Here is a 15,874-nt window from a genome sequence, read left to right on the forward strand (position 1 = left end):
AATTCCATTGAATGTCACTGCTTCTTATTCGCTTTGATAATCAAAAACTGAGGGCTTGTCATCAGTTTTTTATAACTTTTTGGCGCTTCCCTTTTGATCCGCATGGTTGGGGTCGGCTCCTTGACTTTTTCTAATGAAAAGTAGGATAAGGTCATATTCAATATGTCATGAAGCGGACGTCTGTAAAATGGGACCTCGAAGGTTTTTCCTTGTTTTTTCCATTCGTCGACAATCAATTCTGTGGAGAAGTACTTGGGGTCTTTGAGGAGCTTGATATCTGTGAGTGGGTGATGGACAGAAAACAAGATGCCTCCTTCAGATTTAAGAATCCTATGAAATTCATTAAATGGTTGCTGCCAGTCCTTTATGTAATGAAGTGCCAGTGAACTGATAATGAAGTCAAAGGATTGATCCTCAAAGGGCAGAACCGCTTCCAAATCAATGCACACCACATCTGCCTTTTCTCCAACACGCCTTTTTGCAGCGTTGATCATTTCCATGCTGATATCTCCTGCCACCACATTGGCTCCCCGATCAATGAGCTGTTGAGTATACCAGCCGGCTGCACACCCGGCATCCAGAACTGCCTTTCCTTGCAAATTGGAGGGAAGCAGGTCCAGCATGGCCGGTCTTTCATATTCGCTATTGTACAAACTGTCTGTATCAACCGACTGTTCATAAATGCTTGCCAGTTCATCAAAAGTTGTCCTCACACTTTCCTTCATATGTACCCGCCTTTCTTTTAATCTTTTAGTTAACATAATAATATTATAATTCTCCAACAAACCAAATCTCGCGATGATATTCGCCGTCTTCATCTTTAATAACTTCTTTATACCCTTTCACACTTAAATTTGAAGGAATATTTAACTGCCATTCTCTTTCAAATTCCCATTCCGAAGAAAGTGGAATCCATTTTTGAACATCATTATTCCTTTCGAAGAAGCTATTAAAGTATGTTTCACCATTGAATACAATTATTTGAGAATTCCATAATGCTGGTAAATCAATCGCTGCCACCACACGCAGTGTTTCTTTAGAGATGGGTTTGATGCTTATTAAATGTTCCACTCTTCTTATAAGCATCTCGATACATACTTTTTTGACTCTTCTTGGCGTTTTGGATGAAGAAATCTTTTGCTGCCGGCAAAGGCATATGCCAATGGCCGTTATAGAAATTTGCAGGAAATTCATCGGTATTAAGCACGATACGGTCAAGCAAATCTCTTTTCTTCCGTCTTATTCCCCGGATCTTTTTCTCACGCATATGCAAGACCGCGTCCTTATGAATTGATTTCAAGGATGTGGGGATCAAGCACTTTACGGATCGGCTTGATAAAACTTTTCCCAGCACCCCATCCAATATTAAAGAGTCCTGCTCCATTTCCCGTGGAGATACATTTGACGGTCGTTTTCCCTTCGAAATTACTAATGGTGATCGTCAACGTAGCCGAGCTATTATTTCTGAAAAAGTACTTCTCGAAGACCAGTATCGCAATCGCTTGCTCATCTGTAACCCCGCCAAGAGCGACTTTATAGTCTTGAAAAACCAATGTCTCCTTGATTTCTGCATCTGCTAACAACAAGGTAACGGCATCAACCGGCAGAATCTCCACCGTGAATTCTTCGTATTCCTTCATAGATGATCCATCCCCTCTGTGTACTTTTAAAAAACTTTTCCGCAAAAAATTTTACTTTTCGGAAAAATCACAAGAGCCGAGTTTGCCTCCCGGTACCAGCGTTTTTTACTCAACCAGGGAGATCGGCTCTTTTCGGTTGTCAAATGGTTAAGGCAAACACTATGTGAAAGTTTGGATTGAACAGCAACAAAGTTTAAGAAAAGAGCCTTGATAAGAGAAATCCGGAGAATACCTTCCTATCTCCAGCATTTTTCTCTCCTGCCTGTTAAACTGTCAGTGCACCTCGGAATCCCCTTGCACCATAGTAGGAATCGGCGCCATTGTGATAGAGAAAAACATGCCCGAAGCGGTAATCGCAAAACAGGGCGCCTCCCAGTTTACGGATGTCTGCCGGGGTTTGCACCCAGCTGGACGTTTTTTTATCGAAGGGTTCCAGGTCCTGAAGTTTTCGATACTGATCTTCCGTCAGGATCTCGATGCCCATATCAGACGCCATATCCATCGCACTGGTTTCCGGCTTGTGTTTCTTTCTGGATTCCAACGCTTCACGGTCATAACAGACACTCCTGCGTCCTTTAGGGCTTTCCGCAGAGCAGTCAACAAAGGTATACTCGTCCTTCTTTACATCGTACCTCACCACATCCGGTTCGCCGCCTGTACTTTCCATTTCTCTAAGGGACCAAAGTTTTTCACCATTGGCATCCAGTTTTTCCTGTACCTTCTCCCACTCCAGTGATTCATGCCGGTGCATGTTTTTTTCGAACCGTGACTTCAATACTGAGAGTAATTCTTCACGCTGTTCCGGAGATAATTGCTTTTTTGACATCATCATTCCCCCTCCATTCTTATGCTTCAAGTATAACGAACTGCTGGAACTTTGATAACTAGTACTTATAAAATCATGCTTTCCTTCCCTTGCATTAATTTAATATGGATGGAATCGGATGATCCCCCGGTGATATGCTGCGGAATTGCTGACACATCAATCCATTCATTTATGCTAATCGTTTGTTGCTCATTGGCTTCTAAAGTAATTACATAAGGGCCATTTTCGTTTAAAAGAGATGCCATTCTCGGCTCCTCTTCCATATAGAACGAATCCAGGAATTCCAGCTCAAAGGTTACGGCGTCATTACTGCGATTCTTAAGCGAAAGGGTACATGCCCCTTTAACGAAGGGCTCCTCTTCTGATTCAAAATCACACGATCCATTTTGGTCATAAGATACAGCGGCAATTCCATCGGCCAGCGTTTCTTGATAGATGGCAATAAAGAATTGCGGCAGCAGTGCAAAGGCAAAGAATGCAATGACTGTAGAACGGACAAGGTATTTTTTCAGCCCCATCACTAGCAAAATGATAGAAATGATAAACAAGATACTCCCGATGATCCCTTTCACACTATATCCTTCAATAGTCTCTATCGGAAATAACATGAAAGACGAACGGGATTCCAACAATTCTAGACCTGAAAATGAAAAATAGATTCCCCAGCAAATACATATCATCAAGGCTGCGCTTATGAGGGCCTTCTCATTTTTCACCATACTATCCAGACTGCTCCCTGATGGTTTGTTCTACATAGACAAGCAAGCAAGGGTATGGTGAACTTCCTTTCAGCATCCCGGAAGCTATACTTAAAGGAGAAATCACTTCATCCTTCGTTTTTGAATAAATAACGGTCTCGATGTCCCTTTCTACTTGACCGGCAGCAGGGTTGGACGAATGCCTGTAAACTGATTGTGCCTCATACCAATGAAAATCCTGCCTAAGCTCCCTTTTGATCACTTCTCCTGCATAGGCACCTATACGGGAAACGAAATGATTGAAATGGTCATTCAGGAGATCTGTTTCATATTTCCGACCCATCAGCCTCTCGATATACCTATCAATCCACCTGACACTCTCCACGCTATAATCCAGATTCATTTTCGTCAGGTTTTCCCGGTCCCATGGATCCTTTGAAACATCCTGGTACATTAATTTGGCAATCCCTTTTAAATCATCTTTTATTAATTTCTGCTTATTTATAAAGCCAAACATCATGATGGATCTCCTTCAATTCGATAGTAAATTTCTGATGCTTCCTTACAAAAAACTCACAATAACCCCTACGAGGGAAAGAGCATAAACCAAAACGATCAGGAATAGAAGCAGTGGTGCTATATTTTTCAGAAACCCTTTTTCTTTACGCCTATGGGCCATAACGCTAAAAAGCAAGCTGAGTAATCCAGACAGGATCGCCGTGTAAAACAGCGCCTGCAAGACCCTTACAATCGCTCCTTCTGGCTGGTCCGGTGCAAGTTCATAAGAAAGAAATAAGGTAAAAGCACAAACGATACTTAATAACGCTGAAGGCTTACTGAATTTTTCTTTCATAGTACCATCCTCTCATGGGCTTAATCGTGTACAATCTCGCTGTAATCACTGCCCAGGACCATTTGCTTTTCATCCATCCTCGTCCATTCAGTTATCGGGACTTGCGGGTGATTATTCAAATAGCTTTCGGTTATTTTATGGCCGATTTTATAATTGGCCCACATTGGAATCCCATTTACAAAACTCCCATTTTGGAATTCATTGTATATCTCACGACTTGTCGATTCCCTATTTTTTCTTATATAATTTATAACTACTTTTTCTTCTTCAGGTTCCAACGGCTCTGACCACGGAGCCGTAACACCGGGGAAAAGTGATGAAGCAAAGGATTCGGCTTTCCCTTCAAAAATGATACTGCGCAGCAAATTAGCATCACCTGGATCATCCTCTAGAAAAACAGAATGATGGTATTCATGCGCAACGACGTAGTTTACCATTTCCTTCTCGAAAGAAGGGTCCAGCATCAAAAGAATGACATCTTTACTGACTGTCACAGCTCCTGCCCCGTTCATATAGGAGGAAATTCTGGAATCTTCGGGATCTGAAGGTTTTATCACGATCGTTTTATCTTTTCCGGGTAGCTTTTCAGCGGATTTTTCAAGAGAAGATTGGATGATGGCATTAATTTCGTCCTGCCGTTTCAGTAATTTCTCTGTATGTTCTTCTAAAGCTTCTGCCTTTCTTGTTGGGTAAAAATAAGGAGTATAATCGAGCCCGCCGCTTAAACTGGCGTCTTCTTCATTCATATATTGTTGAAAAGGCTGGATTACTTTCGTATAAAGCTCCCCTTTATTATTTAGCTCTGGCTTTTCCATTGCGTCCCTCGAATAAGCTAGGAACTCTTCATAAAGCGGCACAATGGTAAAATGCTGGCCATTCTCCTCAAACTCCAGCTTCGTTTGGGAAGGCAGCGTTTCCTCCTCATTTGAGCAAGCAGCAATGAGAAGGAGGAGAAGCAAAACAGCCAACGCTTTCAGCTTGAGTTTCATTCAATACCTCCTAAATCACCGGTTCACCTTCTAAAAACCATTGACATATTATCCTGATTTGGAATAATAAGGATAACAACGATGGAAGGGAGATTGACCATGCCAAGAAAACGCACATGGGCAATAGCATTTTTCATAAGTCTCGGGATTTTGATTGCCCTATACGGCATATTGGATTTTCAGTTTGTCAGATTTGAGATCAATGAACAAAATCAGCTTGTTATGTATGATGGACTAGGCGGACCCCAGACGCATGTCAGTGATGTCAGTGACAAGCAGGAAAGCGTGGCGATATTAAAGGATCACGCAAAAGCTTTCAATACCTGGTTTCTTGCTGGTCTTGTTGTGGCCGCATTTTTTATCGCCACTTACTGGGCATTGGGCAGCAGCGGCTGGCATGAAAATCAAAGGCAACAGAGAAAACGTTACCTTCGCTGGACGTTTGGATTAAATGGAATCGCCGTCGCAGCAGCCCTCTTCATTTGGGTGCGATACTTCCACCTCGTGAATGACGCCTATAATCAAGTTTTTTACTAGAAAGATTGATAAACAGTGAAATTCCTATCAGGAGTTTCACTGTTTTTATATCCGTTTATAACGTATAAACGAAAACAAAAAGAATGAATCCAGAAGCAAGAATTGAGAAGACAGCAGACTGCTTACGTCTCGATATCCACTCATAAACCCCGTTACTCAACGTCAAAACCCCTAAGAAAAATAACATATAAGGTATCAATGTTGAGGTTCGATCAAAGATCAACCCATATAAGGATATGGCGATGGCTATAACAGCTACACTTACTCTAAAAATTTTCAAGAAAATGGTCAGCCCTCCTCCACAGCTTTAAATACGTTGAAAGCCATTGGAAGGTTTCAACAAATTTACACTACCTTGAAGCTTGCCCTTGTTGTTTTCCAACAAACAAGCTGATCATTAATAGAAATAATCCGATAACTCCACCAACCAATTCCGCTATATATACATCTCCGTCGCGAAAATAGCGGATTAAACATCCTCCCCCTAAAATCACCATAAGCAGCAGACCGAAAAAAATGGCCGGCATTTTCATTTTTCAATTCCCCCTTCATACTCTTTTTTGATTTTTATAGAGAAGTAAGCATCACAGCTAGTAAAACTATGCCTAGGCATCCATAAAGAAATGTCCCTTTTGATATAAGCCAATCGTTACGGCACCAAGAATGGTGACAAACTAAAAACGGTTTTATGTCCTTCATCGGTAGCCTTCGCTTCCGCTTCCTGTTATGTATTAGACGATATACAGGCTTTTAAGGTTGCATTGAAAACAAACGGATGACATTGAAGCTCATTGTTAAAAATCTCAGATTTGTACCGGTCTAACTATAGAGCTAACCGCTTGGAGTTACTGTTTGTCCAAGCACTTTTTTTCTCGTTTCATATATTAGTAGTAGAAAGTGAGGTGAAATATGCGGTTTAGGTGTGGACAGCTTGCTATTTCCAGACGAATCCGGAATCAGTTGCCGGTTGAATTCAAGGGATAGATTTTTGGTGCAGCACGCTAAGCATTTTATGATCGATTAAGATGACAATAGCAAAGACATCCATGGACGGATGTCTCTTTTTTATGTTACAACAACTCTACCATTCTTTTCGTTGCTGAATAAACGGTCAATCGATGAAATGTTAAGAGCTTTCGTTTATAAACCACCCCATACACACCGTAGGGAGTCGGTGATCGTTTCATCAGTTCCTCCCTGCTCTTCAAATCAATTACCATCGCTTTTATCCCCAACTTGGCAGCACCATTTGCAATGTTGTCGGCAGCTATTTCGATGAATGGACACTGTTGTGTTCGCAGAATTGTTAACTCTGTATAGGGCTCTAGCCTTTCATCCCAATTCGTCGGGAAATAGGGATCAGCTGACTCACCGAATTTATGAACAAGCAATTCAAAATCATAAGGTGCACGATCAACTTCAAGAAAGCCATTTTTGATAAAAATATCCTTGCTTGGTGTCCATGAGGTATTCCGGTTTGTCACGACTATCACCCCGGATTTCCCCTGATCTCTGGCATCTTGGAGACATTTTTGAATCAATTGTGTCGCATAGCCCTTTCCAGAAACACCGACCCACAAACAATGAATGACCAAATAATCTTCCCCGTAAACCACCCTGGACGAATATTCAATAGGTATATACTCAATAAATCCGGCTTGTTTATGGTCCTCGATTAGTTTTATGTACTTCAGGCCATCCACAAACCTCTCGGAAAGCCACTGATTTTTATTAAGGTAACCTGCAGACTTTGGTTTGCTCCTCAGGCAGTAACAACCACTTTCTCTCAAGTTCTCCGTAGTCAATTCTACCATTTCCATTGCAGCCATGCGCCCTTCCTCCCCACTTAGCCATCCTGTGTCGAAAAGCGAACAGGATCGCGGCATTTAAAAACAAGGTAAAAAAATTTACATGACAGAAGCGAATGCGACCCCTTCCATCAAATTTGACCAGATCGTTTGAAAAACAAGTGAACCAGCGCAGACGCTAATCTTGAGAATAATAGAACCGTCCAACTCTTTTGTTCCTATTTGTTGGTTGGTTCTCATAAGATTAATTCGCTGCCGTGTCCCGGCAATCAATCCGAGGTAAGACTGCTGCCATAACCAACTCATCTTACCTTTGCCCCCACCCCTTATGATTTTGCTTACCTCCCTACTAATTATTTCAAAATTTCGATTCCTTCACAATCTATTTTTAAATTGAATGGTAACAAAATGCTGGATTCACTAAATGTCTCTTTATAGTAATGGGAAAAAGCAAGAGAGTCATGATTTTGGAGGAATCGCGACAGGATATCCTCATGACCACCTCTTCCTGTCCCGATTCCCACAAAATCGCGACAGAATTTCCCCTTAACCTCCTCTTCCTGTCCCGATTCCCAACAAATCGCGACAGGTACTCCTCCTAACCAGCTCATCCTGTCGCGATTCCCACCAAATCGCGACAGAATTTCCCCTTAACCTCCTCTTCCTGTCCCGATTCCCACCAAATCGCGACAGGTACCCCTCCTAACCTCCTCTTCCTGTCCCGATTCCCACCAAATTGAGACAGAAATTCCCCATAATCACCGCATCCTGTCCCGATTCCCACCAAATCGCGACAGAATTTCCCCTTAACCTCCTCTTCCTGTCCCGATTCCCACCAAATTGAGACAGAAATTCCCCATAATCACCGCATCCTGTCCCGATTCCCACCAAATCGCGACAGGTACTCCTCCTAACCACCTCTTCCTGTCCCGATTCCCACCAAATCGCGACAGAAATTCCCCCTAACCAGCTCATCCTGTCGCGATTCCCATCAAATCACGACAGAACCTCCCCTTAACCACCTCTTCCTGTCCCGATTCCCAACAAATCGCGACAGAATTTCCCCCTAACCTCCTCTTCCTGTCCCGATTCCCACCAAATCGCGACAGGTACCCCTCCTAACCTCCTCTTCCTGTCCCGATTCCCACCAAATTGAGACAGAAATTCCTCCTAACCTCCTCTTCCTGTCTCGATTCCCACCAAATCGCGACAGGTACTCCTCCTAACCTCCTCTTCCTGTCTCGATTCCCACCAAATCGAGACAGAAATTCCCCATAATCACCGCATCCTGTCTCGATTCCCACGAAATCACGACAGAAATTCCCCTTAACCTCCTCTTCCTGTCCCGATTCCCATGAAATCGCGACAGTTACCCCTCCTAACCACCACATCCTGTCCCGATTCCCAAAAATCGCGACAGAATTTCCCCCTAACCTCCTCTTCCTGTCCCGATTCCCACCAAATCGCGACAGGTACCCCTCCTAACCTCCTCTTCCTGTCCCGATTCCCACCAAATCGCGACAGAAATTCCTCCTAACCAGCTCTTCCTGTCCCGATTCCCACCAAATCACGACAGAACCTCCCCTTAACCACCTCTTCCTGTCCCGATTCCCACCAAATCGCGCCAGAAATTCCCCCTAACCTCCTCTTCCTGTCACGATTCCCATTAAATCGCGACAGAAATTCCCCTAAACCGCCTCTTCCTGTCACGATTCCCACCAAATCGAGACAGAAATTCCTCCTAACCAGCTCTTCCTGTCCCGATTCCCACCAAATCGCGACAGAAGTTCCTCATAACCTCCTCTTCCTGTCTCGATTCCCATTAAATCGCGCCAGAAATTCCTCATAACCAGCTTTTCCTGTCCCGATTCCCACCAAATCGCGACAGAATTTCCTCCTAACCTCCTCTTCCTGTCTCGATTCCCACCAAATCGCGACAGGTACCCCTCCTAACCTCCTCTTCCTGTCCCGATTCCCACCAAATCGCGACAGAAATTCCTCATAACCTCCTCTTCCTGTCACGATTCCCATTAAATCACGACAGAAATTCCTCATAACCAGCTTTTCCTGTCCCGATTCCCACCAAATCGCGACAGAATTTCCTCCTAACCTCCTCTTCCTGTCCCGATTCCCACCAAATCGCGACAGGTACTCCTCCTATCCGCCTCTTCCTGTCGCGATTCCAACCAAATCGCGACAGAAATTCCCCCTAACCAGCTCATCCTGTCGCGATTCCCACCAAATCACGACAGAACCTCCCCTTAACCACCTCATCCTGTCCCGATTCCCACCAAATCGCAACACCTACCCCTTAAGAACAAATCACTATATCTCCACTTTGAAGGAACCGCCACACACTCAGCACAAAAAAAGCGCCATACAAAAAAAAAGCATCGCGGAATCCGCAATGCCTCTTAATACCCCTATCTCATCCCAAAGCCACATCCAGAATCATCATCAACACAAACCCGACCATCAAACTCATGGAAGCCAGATCCTTATGGCCATTTTCCTGTGAGCTCGGGATTACTTCTTCTGCCACTACAAATATCATCGCACCGGCAGCAAAACTTAAAGCATATGGCAGCAAAGGTTCGAAGAATGCAACGGCAAAAGCGCCGATGACAGCAGCAATCGGTTCGACCATGCCTGAAAACTGGCCATAGAAAAAGCTTTTCCTGCGGGACATGCCATCTCCCCTTAACGGCATGGAAACCGCGAGGCCTTCGGGGAAGTTTTGAATACCGATCCCAAGGGCGAGGGTGACAGCCCCTGCCAGTGAAGCCTCCGCACCTCCATTTGCCAGTGCACCGAACGCAATCCCAACAGCCAATCCTTCCGGAATATTATGAAGCGTAATGGCAAGGACCAGCAGTGTGCTTCTTTTTCGTTGTTTTGAATGAAGTCCCTCCGCCCCGCTGAGAGGAGTATTGGGATGAAGGTGTGGCAGGATCTTATCGATTCCCCATAGAAAGACCCCGCCTAACAAAAATCCTATTGCGGCAGGAAACCACGCGCCTATCGAATGGTCCTCTGACAATTCGATCGCCGGTCCCAGCAATGACCAGTAACTGGCGGCAATCATGACGCCGCCGGCGAAGCCTAACATGCTGTCTAATAATCGTTGATTCATTGTCTTGGTTGCAAAGACAAGTGCAGCACCTAATGCCGTCATGAACCATGTAAATAAGGTAGCGATAAATGCTTGAGTAATCGGGTTAAACTGTTGAAAAAACTCCACCATATTAAGGACTCCTTCTAATAAATGTTTACCTTAGGAAACATTTTAGCTTTCAGCAAAATAATAGTCAATTATTTGAGTCTCCATTGTCCAGTCCCCTTTTATGGATCAAATAAAACTGCCTTGCCAGATAGGCAGGTGTATAGGGCATATCGTTCCGCAGCCATGCCTCAACCGTGCCGATGACAGCTGCCGCATCATACCACAGAAGGATTTCCTTTTGGATGCCGGCCTGCTTCACGAAAGAATCGCTGCCTCTGCTGTCGATCCTCTGTACAAGCCATTCAGTCAAAAAGGACAATAATCGTTCCTTAAAAATCGGTATGCCTCTGGATGCAAGGATCGTCTTATAGAATTTGGCATTCCCTGCAATATGCTCAAGAAACCTCTCAAGCATCCTCATGTTCTCTTCATCATTGGATGACTGGTTGGCTTCTGGCTCGCCTAAAACCACCGAAACATCCTGGATCATCTCTTCGGCCATCTTTTCGAGCATATCGGATATGTCCTTATAATGAAGGTAAAAGGTGACACGGTTAATGGTCGCCTGTTCTGCCAGTCGGTTGACTGATAGTCTTTCTATATCCATTTCCTGAAGCAGATCCACAAAGGCATCTTTCAGCAGCTGCCTGGTCCGGAGAATCCTTGGATCTGTTTGTTTTTTGTGTTTATCCATTTCCCAATTCTCCCCTCTCTTCAAACTTAATAGACTGATCCAATGAACTTGTCTTATTTTACGAAATTAAACGACATATTATGAATAATCGTAAACTAATTAACAAATTATCCATTAGTGTAGGTTGTAGCCGCCAGTGATAACTTTTATAATGTAATTTATGCTTTGTTAATTATACTACACATTGTAAATTAAGTACGCGATCGAATGAAAGGATGAATGAGTTTGAGTCATAGTACAGCAACTGAGAGCAGCACGTTAAAAAAAGGCCCAATCATGGCGATTATGATTCTCGGTGCCTTTTTCACCATTTTTAACCAAACGACGATGACCGTTGCTCTTCCTAAATTAATGGAAGCTTTTGATATTGATGCTTCTACAGGGCAGTGGCTGACCACTGGTTATATGCTTGTCAACGGTGTGCTGATCCCTGTTACAGGTTTTTTGATGCAGCGATATACAACACGCCAGTTATTTCAGACTTCGATGGTTATCTTCCTAATCGGGACCATTGTTTCGGCTCTAGCCCCGAGTTTTTCCGTTTTGCTTACCGGAAGACTGATTCAGGCAGCTTCAACAGGTATCACCATGCCGTTGCTGATGAATGTGGTGTTATCCCTTTTCCCTCCTGAAAAACGAGGAACAGCGATGGGAACTGTCGGCCTTGCGATCATTTTCGCTCCGGCAATCGGACCGACCCTGGCCGGATATGTCCTGGATGTCTATCCTTGGCAGACACTGTTTTACGGCATGATTCCGTTCATTTTGATCATCATTATTTGTGGGTTCATTTTTCTAAAGAATGTATCTGATACGACGATGAGCAAGATTGATGTCATCAGTTTGATTCTTTCCACCGTTGGGTTTGGTGCCCTTCTTTATGGGTTCAGTGAAGCCGGGAGTGAAGGATGGGACAGCCCTCTTGTGATCATGATGTTAACCGTCGGGTTGATTGCAGTAGGTCTGTTTACATGGAGACAGTTGATTGCTGAAAAGCCGTTCCTTGATTTGAGAGCGTTCAAGTTCAATATGTTTTCACTAACGACGATCATCAATTGTGTCATCACGATTGTCATGTATGCAGATATGATCCTGCTGCCGCTGTACCTTCAGAACGCACGCGGCTTTACAGCTTTGGAAGCCGGAGTCCTCATGCTTCCGGGTGCCCTTTTGATGGGATTGATGAGTCCCGCTGTCGGGAAACTGTTCGACCGCTTCGGTGCGAAGTGGCTTTCGATTATTGGAATTGCGATTATTTTGGTTACCACCTATACCTTTACCAATTTAACGGATTCCACCAGCTATACCCACTTGATCCTGATGTATGCGGGCCGCCGGATCGGAATGGCTTTGTTCTTGATGCCGATTCAGACTGCTGGTTTGAATCAACTGCCGGCAAGCCTTCATGCCCACGGTACCGCGATTTCCAATACAGCAAGGCAAGTGGCTGGGGCGATTGGGACCTCCCTGCTCATCACGATTATGACAAACCGGACAAAAGATCATTTGCAGGATATGATGGCTGGAGGACCATCTGGAGAATCTCAAGCCCACCTGATGATGGAGGCATCCATCCAGGGAATTGGTGATACCTATTTTGCCATTATGGTGATCGGTCTTGTCAGTTTGGTGCTGTCCTTTTTCATCAAGAAAGTTGAACAGGCACCAGAAGAGGCTGCTGCTTCTCAAGGGTAATATCAAAAGGGAGAAACCACAGCTCAACGTGGTTTTTCCCTTTTATTAATACAATCATGTTTGCAATAATCTTTTAAAATCCCCAACAGGAACGGGCTTGCTATAGATATATCCCTGGATCTGATCACAACCATTTTCCTGGAGATACACTAATTGCTCTTTCGATTCTACACCTTCAGCCACCACATTTAATCCCAATCCATGGGCCAACCCGATAAGGCTTTCAGTGATGACAGTGTCTTCTTTCTGTGTGGGGACATTCCTGATGAACGACTGGTCGATCTTCAAGGTATCAAATTGGAAATGGTGGAGCTGCGATAGGGCTGAGTAGCCTGTCCCAAAGTCATCAAGCGACATTTTTACTCCCATTTCCTGCAGTGTTTTCATTGTATTCTTCACTACATCGGAATAGTGGATGAGGGAATTCTCTGTAATTTCCAATTCTATCCATTCTGGCTTGATTTCGTATTGGTTGATATGAGACCGGACGAGATCCACGACATCTTTCTTTAAAAAATGCTGCGGGGATATATTGATCGATATCGGAACTAACGGACTGCCGTTTACAGCCCACTCCTTCAATTGCCTGCATACATCTTTTAATACCCAGGTGCCGATTTCCGTTATGAACCCGCTGTCCTCTGCAATCGGAATGAATTCTGCCGGTGAAATCATCCCCAATGATTCATGATTCCATCTTAGAAGAGCTTCTGCTCCTGTTATTTTCTCCGTCTTCGTGTCAACTTTTGGCTGGAAATACACTTCGAATTCGTCATCTTCTACTGCTTTTCTCATATCTCTTTCCAAGCAATATTTCCGGTACGATTCCTTGTTCATTTCCCTGGTGTACATCCGATATGTGTTCTTCCCGCTGTTTTTCGCATAAGATAAGGCAGTATCGGCATTCTGGACAAGTGAATAAGAGTCATCTCCATCCAATGGATAGATACTGATTCCAATACTTGTCGATATAAATAAGTCGTAATCTCTATATCTAAAAGGCTCCTCCAAAATCCTAATTATTTCCTCAGCACTTTTCACCGCATCCTCTGGTGCTGTAATCCCGGGAATACAGACGGCGAATTCATCACCGCTCAGTCTTGCGATAAATTGCTTGTCCGAACGGTTTTGAATCCTTTTTGTCACTTGCTTCAATAATTCGTCACCGACATAATGTCCGAGCCTGTCATTGACGAACTTGAAACGATCCAGATCCAAATACAATAAGGCAAAGGATTTTCCCTGTTCCTTATGATGCGAAATTTCCTCCTCTATGCAATCTTCAAATTTTCTCCTGTTCGGCAGTCCGGTCAAGTAGTCCTGGAAAGCTGCCCTGTATAACTTGTCTTCGGCCTTTTTCTTTTCTGTAATATCCCACATGATTCCATCCAGGCGGATGAGCTTTCCTTCAGAATTGAGAAGCGGAATCGCTTTGACATCGATCCAGGTAACCTCTCCTCCAGCTTTTTTGAAACGATACTGTTCAAGTATCTCTTTCCCTTGCCGGACGTCCCCAATGATCCCTCTGATTTTTTTTATATCATCGGGGTGTATGCAGTCATCCCAAAGTGCCGGATCGGCAAGAAATTCATCCAGTGTATGCCCGCATAGCGCTGAAAATTCCTCTGAGCAAAAAAGCACGCGCTTATTTTCTATATCGATCGACCAAATGATTTCATTCAAGCTGTTGTATATGCTTTGCGCCTGGATTTCGCTTTGCTCCAGCTTTTCGACTGTCTGCCTGTATTCTGTGACGTCATGGACGGTACCGATCATCCTGAGGAGCCGGTTCTCTTCATCGCGAATCGAATTCCCCTGTTCATGGACTACTCGTACTACACCATCTTTTCCGATGATTCGGTACTCTAAGCCGAAATCTTCACCCGAATAAAAAGCTTCCATACAATTTTTCTTAAAATTTCGAGCATCATCCGGATGGACCATCGAGAGATAGTTGACCAATGAAGCTGGAAATTGATTCTTATCCTCAACTCCATATATTCTATATAACTGATCGGACCAGATCGCTTCTCCTTTAATGACATCATATTCCCAGTTCCCGACATTGCTGACGAGCTGGACAAAATCAAGATCTTCCTGGGTCTTCGACAGCTTTTCCTCATACAGCCGGAAACGGGTGATATCTTTTGCAACCCCCAGAACGCCTACGATCGTATCCCCATTCTTGATCGGAATGTGAGTCATGTGAATATCAAGCTGTTCATTCTCTTTGTTCATAAAGACGGTGTTGTAGTTGACTGCTTTCCCATCCAGGACTGCCTGAAATTTTTCAAGGGCTTTATTCCTGCTTTCAGGTGCCAGGAACTGAAAAAAAGGTCCGGTCAGATTCCGGTTTACCTTTCCTATGTAGTTTATTATTACATCGTTGCACTTCTCGAGATTCCCCTGCAAATCGAGCATGAAGACGCCATCGGGATGAAACCGGAACAAGGAGTTGAACTTCTCTTCGCTCTTTCGTATTTCTTCCTCCAGAATCAGTTCTTTTGTTCGCTCTTTTAACAGAATCATGACTGCATGGCTTTTTATTATCGATACAGCTGTCATCATTACCAACAGCTGTGAGCCTGATTTGGTGTGCACCACGCACGGCGAATGCTGGGACTCGCCTTCTATTACTTTTGTGAATAAGTGATTCATGTTTTCTTGATATTCGTCTGTTATAAGAGACAGGAACGATTGCTTTTCAGCATGGCCGAAAAGCTCTTGAGCTGATACATTTAATGTTTTTATGGTCATGTCAATATTCAAGATAATCGCTGGATCTGGATGAAGTTCAAAACAGTGATTTATAGACTTCCTTGTCATCTCTCCTGCCCGCAGTTCTCTTGTAAACTCTGTCATTCATTCTTTCCACAAACCAGAACCCCTTTTTCTTTTTCTGTAGTTCTAG

The 15,874-nt window shown here is 43.9% G+C and carries 19 protein-coding genes and 1 pseudogene; 2 read left to right on the top strand and 18 right to left on the bottom strand.

Features of this window, described 5'->3' with window-relative positions:
- Window positions 1–14: 14 nt before the first annotated feature.
- The 8 genes and pseudogenes from AC4E8A_RS12815 to AC4E8A_RS12850 form a co-directional block, all read right to left on the bottom strand.
- Window positions 15–725, bottom strand: a complete 711-nt coding sequence (locus AC4E8A_RS12815; RefSeq protein WP_490193541.1) for a class I SAM-dependent methyltransferase — start codon at window positions 723–725, stop codon at window positions 15–17.
- A 43-nt stretch (window positions 726–768) separates the two neighbouring features.
- A pseudogene (locus tag AC4E8A_RS12820) lies at window positions 769–1,267 on the bottom strand (DUF3916 domain-containing protein).
- 16 nt (window positions 1,268–1,283) lie between these two features.
- Window positions 1,284–1,640, bottom strand: a complete 357-nt coding sequence (locus AC4E8A_RS12825; protein ID WP_490193542.1) for a DUF6054 family protein — start codon at window positions 1,638–1,640, stop codon at window positions 1,284–1,286.
- A gap of 265 nt (window positions 1,641–1,905) precedes the next feature.
- Window positions 1,906–2,472 carry a DUF4256 domain-containing protein gene (locus tag AC4E8A_RS12830; protein ID WP_490193543.1) on the bottom strand — a complete coding sequence of 189 codons (567 nt, stop codon included), beginning with the start codon at window positions 2,470–2,472 and terminating at the stop codon, window positions 1,906–1,908.
- A gap of 59 nt (window positions 2,473–2,531) precedes the next feature.
- Complete coding sequence (locus AC4E8A_RS12835) at window positions 2,532–3,185, bottom strand: hypothetical protein (RefSeq protein WP_490193544.1); 654 nt, start codon at window positions 3,183–3,185, stop codon at window positions 2,532–2,534.
- A 1-nt stretch (window position 3,186) separates the two neighbouring features.
- Window positions 3,187–3,684 (bottom strand): hypothetical protein, encoded by a 498-nt coding sequence (locus AC4E8A_RS12840; RefSeq protein WP_490193545.1) that lies wholly within the window; start codon window positions 3,682–3,684, stop codon window positions 3,187–3,189.
- 42 nt (window positions 3,685–3,726) lie between these two features.
- The gene (locus AC4E8A_RS12845; RefSeq protein ID WP_490193546.1) at window positions 3,727–4,017 is read right to left on the bottom strand and encodes a hypothetical protein; all 291 of its coding nucleotides are present in this window, start codon (window positions 4,015–4,017) and stop codon (window positions 3,727–3,729) included.
- Between the two features lie 20 nt (window positions 4,018–4,037).
- Window positions 4,038–5,006, bottom strand: coding sequence for a DUF2268 domain-containing putative Zn-dependent protease (locus AC4E8A_RS12850; protein WP_490193547.1), 969 nt, complete (start codon window positions 5,004–5,006; stop codon window positions 4,038–4,040).
- A gap of 99 nt (window positions 5,007–5,105) precedes the next feature.
- Here AC4E8A_RS12850 and AC4E8A_RS12855 point away from each other — a divergent pair, with 99 nt between their 5' ends.
- A complete protein-coding gene (locus AC4E8A_RS12855) occupies window positions 5,106–5,543 on the top strand; it encodes a hypothetical protein (protein WP_490193548.1) in 438 nt (145 codons plus the stop codon).
- Window positions 5,544–5,598: 55 nt separating this feature from the next.
- Here AC4E8A_RS12855 and AC4E8A_RS12860 read toward each other — a convergent pair whose 3' ends face one another.
- The 9 genes from AC4E8A_RS12860 to AC4E8A_RS12900 all read right to left on the bottom strand — a co-directional run bounded on the left by AC4E8A_RS12860 (window position 5,599) and on the right by AC4E8A_RS12900 (window position 11,268).
- The gene (locus AC4E8A_RS12860) at window positions 5,599–5,823 is read right to left on the bottom strand and encodes a DUF3953 domain-containing protein (RefSeq protein ID WP_490193549.1); all 225 of its coding nucleotides are present in this window, start codon (window positions 5,821–5,823) and stop codon (window positions 5,599–5,601) included.
- A gap of 70 nt (window positions 5,824–5,893) precedes the next feature.
- Window positions 5,894–6,076 (bottom strand): hypothetical protein, encoded by a 183-nt coding sequence (locus AC4E8A_RS12865; RefSeq protein ID WP_490193550.1) that lies wholly within the window; start codon window positions 6,074–6,076, stop codon window positions 5,894–5,896.
- Between the two features lie 537 nt (window positions 6,077–6,613).
- Entirely contained in the window at window positions 6,614–7,372 is a 759-nt protein-coding gene (locus tag AC4E8A_RS12870) for a GNAT family N-acetyltransferase (RefSeq protein WP_490193551.1), read from the bottom strand.
- Between the two features lie 78 nt (window positions 7,373–7,450).
- On the bottom strand, window positions 7,451–7,657 hold the full coding sequence (locus AC4E8A_RS12875; RefSeq protein ID WP_490193552.1) for a hypothetical protein: 207 nt from the start codon (window positions 7,655–7,657) through the stop codon (window positions 7,451–7,453).
- Window positions 7,658–7,704: 47 nt separating this feature from the next.
- Window positions 7,705–7,962, bottom strand: a complete 258-nt coding sequence (locus tag AC4E8A_RS12880; RefSeq protein ID WP_490193553.1) for a hypothetical protein — start codon at window positions 7,960–7,962, stop codon at window positions 7,705–7,707.
- A 91-nt stretch (window positions 7,963–8,053) separates the two neighbouring features.
- Window positions 8,054–8,326 carry a hypothetical protein gene (locus AC4E8A_RS12885; protein ID WP_490193554.1) on the bottom strand — a complete coding sequence of 91 codons (273 nt, stop codon included), beginning with the start codon at window positions 8,324–8,326 and terminating at the stop codon, window positions 8,054–8,056.
- 816 nt (window positions 8,327–9,142) lie between these two features.
- Entirely contained in the window at window positions 9,143–9,406 is a 264-nt protein-coding gene (locus AC4E8A_RS12890; RefSeq protein ID WP_490193555.1) for a hypothetical protein, read from the bottom strand.
- Between the two features lie 373 nt (window positions 9,407–9,779).
- Window positions 9,780–10,595 carry a ZIP family metal transporter gene (locus AC4E8A_RS12895; RefSeq protein ID WP_490193556.1) on the bottom strand — a complete coding sequence of 272 codons (816 nt, stop codon included), beginning with the start codon at window positions 10,593–10,595 and terminating at the stop codon, window positions 9,780–9,782.
- 64 nt (window positions 10,596–10,659) lie between these two features.
- Window positions 10,660–11,268: a TetR/AcrR family transcriptional regulator gene (locus AC4E8A_RS12900; protein ID WP_490193557.1), complete on the bottom strand. Its 609-nt coding sequence runs from the start codon at window positions 11,266–11,268 to the stop codon at window positions 10,660–10,662.
- Between the two features lie 219 nt (window positions 11,269–11,487).
- Between AC4E8A_RS12900 and AC4E8A_RS12905 the strand changes: the two genes are divergently transcribed.
- Window positions 11,488–12,963 carry a DHA2 family efflux MFS transporter permease subunit gene (locus tag AC4E8A_RS12905; RefSeq protein ID WP_490193558.1) on the top strand — a complete coding sequence of 492 codons (1,476 nt, stop codon included), beginning with the start codon at window positions 11,488–11,490 and terminating at the stop codon, window positions 12,961–12,963.
- A gap of 54 nt (window positions 12,964–13,017) precedes the next feature.
- On the opposite strand, the gene AC4E8A_RS12910 is transcribed toward AC4E8A_RS12905, so the two are convergent.
- Window positions 13,018–15,825 carry an EAL domain-containing protein gene (locus tag AC4E8A_RS12910; RefSeq protein ID WP_490193559.1) on the bottom strand — a complete coding sequence of 936 codons (2,808 nt, stop codon included), beginning with the start codon at window positions 15,823–15,825 and terminating at the stop codon, window positions 13,018–13,020.
- Window positions 15,826–15,874 lie beyond the last annotated feature (49 nt).

The sequence above is a fragment of the Bacillus sp. SRL337 genome (assembly GCF_984799155.1).

Excerpts from the sequence above, each read along its gene's own strand:
- AC4E8A_RS12815 (WP_490193541.1), bottom strand. The coding sequence starts at position 725 with ATGAAGGAAAGTGTGAGGACAACTTTTGATGAACTGGCAAGCATTTAT.
- AC4E8A_RS12825 (WP_490193542.1), bottom strand. The coding sequence starts at position 1,640 with ATGAAGGAATACGAAGAATTCACGGTGGAGATTCTGCCGGTTGATGCC.
- AC4E8A_RS12830 (WP_490193543.1), bottom strand. The coding sequence starts at position 2,472 with ATGATGATGTCAAAAAAGCAATTATCTCCGGAACAGCGTGAAGAATTA.
- AC4E8A_RS12835 (WP_490193544.1), bottom strand. The coding sequence starts at position 3,185 with ATGGTGAAAAATGAGAAGGCCCTCATAAGCGCAGCCTTGATGATATGT.
- AC4E8A_RS12840 (WP_490193545.1), bottom strand. The coding sequence starts at position 3,684 with ATGATGTTTGGCTTTATAAATAAGCAGAAATTAATAAAAGATGATTTA.
- AC4E8A_RS12845 (WP_490193546.1), bottom strand. The coding sequence starts at position 4,017 with ATGAAAGAAAAATTCAGTAAGCCTTCAGCGTTATTAAGTATCGTTTGT.
- AC4E8A_RS12850 (WP_490193547.1), bottom strand. The coding sequence starts at position 5,006 with ATGAAACTCAAGCTGAAAGCGTTGGCTGTTTTGCTTCTCCTCCTTCTC.
- AC4E8A_RS12855 (WP_490193548.1), top strand. The coding sequence starts at position 5,106 with ATGCCAAGAAAACGCACATGGGCAATAGCATTTTTCATAAGTCTCGGG.
- AC4E8A_RS12865 (WP_490193550.1), bottom strand. The coding sequence starts at position 6,076 with ATGAAAATGCCGGCCATTTTTTTCGGTCTGCTGCTTATGGTGATTTTA.
- AC4E8A_RS12870 (WP_490193551.1), bottom strand. The coding sequence starts at position 7,372 with ATGGCTGCAATGGAAATGGTAGAATTGACTACGGAGAACTTGAGAGAA.
- AC4E8A_RS12875 (WP_490193552.1), bottom strand. The coding sequence starts at position 7,657 with ATGAGTTGGTTATGGCAGCAGTCTTACCTCGGATTGATTGCCGGGACA.
- AC4E8A_RS12880 (WP_490193553.1), bottom strand. The coding sequence starts at position 7,962 with ATGAGCTGGTTAGGAGGAGTACCTGTCGCGATTTGTTGGGAATCGGGA.
- AC4E8A_RS12885 (WP_490193554.1), bottom strand. The coding sequence starts at position 8,326 with ATGAGCTGGTTAGGGGGAATTTCTGTCGCGATTTGGTGGGAATCGGGA.
- AC4E8A_RS12890 (WP_490193555.1), bottom strand. The coding sequence starts at position 9,406 with ATGAGGAATTTCTGTCGTGATTTAATGGGAATCGTGACAGGAAGAGGA.
- AC4E8A_RS12895 (WP_490193556.1), bottom strand. The coding sequence starts at position 10,595 with ATGGTGGAGTTTTTTCAACAGTTTAACCCGATTACTCAAGCATTTATC.
- AC4E8A_RS12900 (WP_490193557.1), bottom strand. The coding sequence starts at position 11,268 with ATGGATAAACACAAAAAACAAACAGATCCAAGGATTCTCCGGACCAGG.
- AC4E8A_RS12905 (WP_490193558.1), top strand. The coding sequence starts at position 11,488 with ATGAGTTTGAGTCATAGTACAGCAACTGAGAGCAGCACGTTAAAAAAA.
- AC4E8A_RS12910 (WP_490193559.1), bottom strand. The coding sequence starts at position 15,825 with ATGACAGAGTTTACAAGAGAACTGCGGGCAGGAGAGATGACAAGGAAG.